Raw genomic sequence first — 4,572 nt, forward strand, 5'->3', positions numbered from 1 at the left:
AAGTTATACTTTTATATACAAAAAATATCAATAAAGATAAAACTATCCCAATTAAAAGCAAATTATCTTTATATAAAAATATAAATAATAAAAGTAATATTATTGATATAACTGATAAAATACTAAAACCTTTAAATTTTCCTTCTAACTTTTGATTTTTTATATTTAAGTCATTATAATTTTCAGCTTTAAATTTATATTCCTTTAACTTATCTTCATATTTTACTAATAGTAATTTTATTTCATCTCTAATATCCTTAAAGTTTATTGCACTACCAATAAACTTTTCTTTATTAGAAATATCTTTATTTATACTATCTATTTCTTTATTTATTTCTTCATAGTTACTAATTTTTTCTTCTAAACTTTTAATTTCCATTGATGCTTTCATAAATTTATTTTTATCTTCACTTGTTAAGTTTTCAATAAAAAGTAAATCATCAAAGCCTTCTCTTTTATTTGAATAAAGCTCCTTACTTTCATTTAAGTTCTTTTCTTCTTCAGCCTTCATATCTAAAATACTTAAGTAAAGAGAGTTTTCATCCTTTATATCATTTAATAAACCTTCATCTATAACTCCATTTCTAGAAGATATACTTTCTTCAATATATCTTTCTTTTTTCTTAAGTTCTTCTTTTTTTCTTAGATACTCACTAATTTCCTCATATTCCTTTTGAAGTTTAGATTTTTTTAAATACTTTTTATAAATATCTAAATTTCTAAGTTCAGTTCTTAGTTCTTTATTTCTTTCCCTTAAATTTATTAAATGATTTTCCTTATCTATATTTTCCTCTGATAATTTATACCCTTCATATCTTTCTTGGTTTAAATTGTCAAGCTTATTTCTTAGTAAATCTAATTCACCTGTTTTTCTAGTGGTCGTTATAGACTTTTTAATTCCTTCTAGCTTTTCTAAAGACTTTTGAATCGATATATTTTCACTATCATTATCAAGAAGATTTGCAGCTCTATCAATAATATCCTCTTCCTTATCCTTTGAAATAGCTACTCCTAATTGATTAATAAATAAGGTTTTTGTAAAAGTAGCTGAATTTACATTAAGAAAGTACTTTCCTGGTTCATCCTTTGGAATATCCTTAATAACTTCTCCAGTTTCAGCATCTAAAATTTCAGATAAATCATCTTTTCTAGTTGCTCCAAAGCTTCTTCTTATTACATATTTTCTATCATTATGAGTAATATGTAGTTCTCCCCTAATCTTATCTCCATCTACTGGTGAAAACCTTACTCTATCATTACTTTTTAAATCCTTACTTCTTTTAGAGCTCATTCCATAAAGCCAAATTCTTATGAAGTTTTGAATTGTACTTTTTCCCTTTTCATTTTCTCCATAAATTAAATTAACCTTATCCTCTAAGTCTATTACCTTATCCTTTAATCCTGCAAAGGAAATTATATTAATTTTATTTATAATCATTTAAATTCACTTCCTCATGGGATAAACATTGCATTCCTAATTTTAAAGCCATTTTTAAAACATCCTTATCACAATTTTCATCTTCCATTTTTTCTAATAATTTTTTTGCATATACCCCTCTAACAGAGTAGTCCTTTGATATCTTATCAAAATCTAGCTTAACTTCTGTTTTATCAACAACTTTAACGAAATAAAAATCATCCTTTATTCTCTCTAAAATCAAATCTTCATTTAAATTAATATAAGACTCTATTTCTCCCTTTAATATTATTTTATATAAATTAGTTTTTCTATCTTCTTCTTTTATAGATGCTAATATCCTTAATCTTATTTCATCATAGCTCACAGAATTACTTATATTTATTTCATTAACATAATAATTTCTCTTTGATGTTCTTTGGAATCTTAAATCTACAGCGCCCTTAGCTACTTCTCCAATTATAATTCCCTTATCTTCTAATTCATCAAAACCTCTTCCTTGTGGACATCCTGCATATCCATAGTAAGTATTATTTTCTCTTAAAATTCCACTAAAATTATGCCTATGTCCTATAGCAATATAATCAATACCACTATCCCCTATATCCTTTAAAGTCATTGGATTATATTCATTACCTTCATCAGAATTAGAAATATCACCATGAATAGTCATTATATTAATATACTCTTTATTTACATTAATATTTTTAAGCATACTTTTTCTTACATGATATTCATTAAAAGCTGCTCCCCACACTACAGTATTTAAATCTTCTAATAATATACTTTCTATACCTTCCTTAAATACATAAACATTCTTTGGCCAATTTATCATTTTATAAAAAGACTTCTCATTATAGGGATCATGATTACCAGGTGATATAAATACTCTTATATTACTTATTCTCTCAACTTGATTTTTTATAAATATTAACGTCTTTTTATTCACAGTTAAATTATCAAAAATATCCCCAGTTAACAATAAAATATCAACATTATTTTCTATAGATATGTCGATTATCTTACTAAATACCTCTAATAATTCTTCTTTACTTATTTCCGATATACTTTTACTTAAATCCTTAAAGGGTGTATCAAAGTGTAAATCACCTGCTTGTAATATCTTAACTTTCCTCATTTTATCACCTTTACAATTCGCGAACTTTTGTTCTATTTTATCATTTTTCAAATTCTTATACAATAAAGAAAGAGATAAATATTATATTCCTTGCTCCGTCACATGCGCTCCAAGTCGCCGTCATACAATATTTATCTCTTTGAAAACTAAAGGAAGGAAATTATAAAAACTCTAATTCTTACACTACGAATTTTACTATTCTCATAAAAATATCCATAATTTATCCATAAATATAATTTCCAAAGTAAAAAAAAGTGTTAAAGTATCATATCCAGGTTCCGTCGCATGCGCTCCAAGTCACCTTGCTATGATATTTTAACACTTCAAAACTGAAGGAAGGAAATTATAAAAACTCTATATCTACTCTCAGAATTTTGCTACTCTCATAAAGCTGTAATCATATTTGACTCTGTTAAATTTCCTAAATAATAAAGAAAGATATAAATATTATATTCCTTGCTCCGTCGCATTCGCTCCAAGTCAACCTCATACAATATTTATCTCTTTGAAAACTAAAGGAAGGAAATTATAAAAACTCTAATTCTTACACTACGAATTTTACTATTCTCATAAAAATATCCATAATTTATCCATAAATATAATTTCCAAAATTGAAAAAAGTGTTAAAGTATCATATCTAGGTTCCGTCGCATGCGCTCCAAGTCACCTTGCTATGATATTTTAACACTTCAAAACTGAAGGAAGAAAATTATAAAAAAGAATTAAAGTAGGCTCTGTTTTAAATAAATGGTGATAATTATTGTGATTACCTACTATGGAATTATATCCCAGTTGGGTGTATAATAAAAATGTATTTTATTACATAATTGGATTTTTTATTGAAGATAGACATAGATAACAGTTAACATTCGTATTAAATTACGAAGTATATTATTTGAAATTAGGTGGGGATAAGATGAAAGTCTATACAGTGTTATTGAGAGTTGGGATTATATTATGTATATCTGGTATATTATTAACTGTAATTAATTACTTTACTGGTTTTATTAATTCAACTATTACAGCAGGAGCTTCAACAGTATGCTTAAGTTTATTTATTATTGTTTTAATTATCATGATAAATGGTTCTAACCGAAAAAAGAATAAATAACGATAGTTTTTAGGCGTTGAAATTAAATTAGTACGGCTTAGTATTAATCTAAGACGAGCTAATATATGAAGTTTTTTTACTTATGGAAATTAGGAGGTAGAGCTATGGACATGAATCATATGCTACAAATAATATTCACAGTTATAGTGGTATGTATAATTATTGGTACAATGATAATAGTGATTAAGAAAAATGACAAGAAAAATTATAAATTTAAAGATATGATAATTGGATTTGTAATTGGTACAATTTCTAGTTACTATATGCTGAATGTTCTTATATGTGCTCCTATAGGAATGTTTTTGGGGATTGGAATTGGAAAGAATATAAAAAGAAACTGTTGAATTTTAATAGATAACGTATCTTATTAATCTATTATGAAAATGTATTATTAATGAAAGGTATAATAAGAGAGGATTAGATTTATATGAACAAACTTATTGACATATCTGTAGGAATTATTTTATTCATTATTTCTATGATATTATGGTTATACACACTTTTTATAACATCAAACGACTTTTCAATGAGGATATCTAAAAAACAGTTTACTATTTTATTAGTGAGTTTATTGTTATTTGCACTAATATACAGTTTATATATAATAAATTCTAAAAGAAAAGCAGTATCAGCATTACTATTAATCACATTAATATTATGGTTTTCAGATATAATTAATTCAATTCAGTATAATTTCCAAACATACTATACTATATTAACAACAATTGGTTTTACTACTATAGGTTATTGCGTTGGGTTATCAATATATAAATTAATAACTTACAAGAAAAAAGTTTAATAGTAAATATATTAATGAACTATCTTAATCTAGAACTAAATCGCTAAAAGCGACGGCTGGGGAAAATGATTAAATAAAAGTTTATATGGAAAAAATAAGAAGTGAAG

General features: G+C 25.2%; 5 protein-coding genes. 3 read left to right on the forward strand and 2 right to left on the reverse strand.

Annotated features, from left to right (window positions below; translation table 11 throughout):
- Both H9660_RS15775 and H9660_RS15780 read right to left on the reverse strand, forming a co-directional pair.
- Positions 1 to 1,438, reverse strand: a 1,438-nt coding sequence (locus H9660_RS15775) for an AAA family ATPase (protein WP_243190688.1), incomplete at its 3' end; no start/stop codon positions are given.
- The gene (locus H9660_RS15780) at positions 1,425 to 2,555 is read right to left on the reverse strand and encodes a metallophosphoesterase family protein (protein WP_191751327.1); all 1,131 of its coding nucleotides are present in this window, start codon (positions 2,553 to 2,555) and stop codon (positions 1,425 to 1,427) included. The genes H9660_RS15780 and H9660_RS15775, both read right to left, overlap by 14 nt.
- Positions 2,556 to 3,471: 916 nt before the next feature.
- Between H9660_RS15780 and H9660_RS15785 the strand changes: the two genes are divergently transcribed.
- From H9660_RS15785 to H9660_RS15795, 3 genes are all read left to right on the forward strand, one after another.
- The gene (locus tag H9660_RS15785; RefSeq protein WP_191751328.1) at positions 3,472 to 3,666 is read left to right on the forward strand and encodes a hypothetical protein; all 195 of its coding nucleotides are present in this window, start codon (positions 3,472 to 3,474) and stop codon (positions 3,664 to 3,666) included.
- Between the two features lie 104 nt (positions 3,667 to 3,770).
- Positions 3,771 to 4,010, forward strand: a complete 240-nt coding sequence (locus tag H9660_RS15790) for a hypothetical protein (protein ID WP_191751329.1) — start codon at positions 3,771 to 3,773, stop codon at positions 4,008 to 4,010.
- An 83-nt stretch (positions 4,011 to 4,093) separates the two neighbouring features.
- Positions 4,094 to 4,465 carry a hypothetical protein gene (locus H9660_RS15795; protein WP_191751330.1) on the forward strand — a complete coding sequence of 124 codons (372 nt, stop codon included), beginning with the start codon at positions 4,094 to 4,096 and terminating at the stop codon, positions 4,463 to 4,465.
- The last annotated feature ends 107 nt before the right edge of the window (positions 4,466 to 4,572 follow it).

Origin of the sequence: Clostridium gallinarum (assembly GCF_014836325.1) — a bacterium.
GTDB classification, from domain to species: Bacteria; Bacillota; Clostridia; order Clostridiales; family Clostridiaceae; genus Clostridium; species Clostridium gallinarum.

Excerpts from the sequence above, each read along its gene's own strand:
- H9660_RS15795 (WP_191751330.1), top strand. The coding sequence starts at position 4,094 with ATGAACAAACTTATTGACATATCTGTAGGAATTATTTTATTCATTATT.
- H9660_RS15785 (WP_191751328.1), top strand. The coding sequence starts at position 3,472 with ATGAAAGTCTATACAGTGTTATTGAGAGTTGGGATTATATTATGTATA.
- H9660_RS15780 (WP_191751327.1), bottom strand. The coding sequence starts at position 2,555 with ATGAGGAAAGTTAAGATATTACAAGCAGGTGATTTACACTTTGATACA.
- H9660_RS15790 (WP_191751329.1), top strand. The coding sequence starts at position 3,771 with ATGGACATGAATCATATGCTACAAATAATATTCACAGTTATAGTGGTA.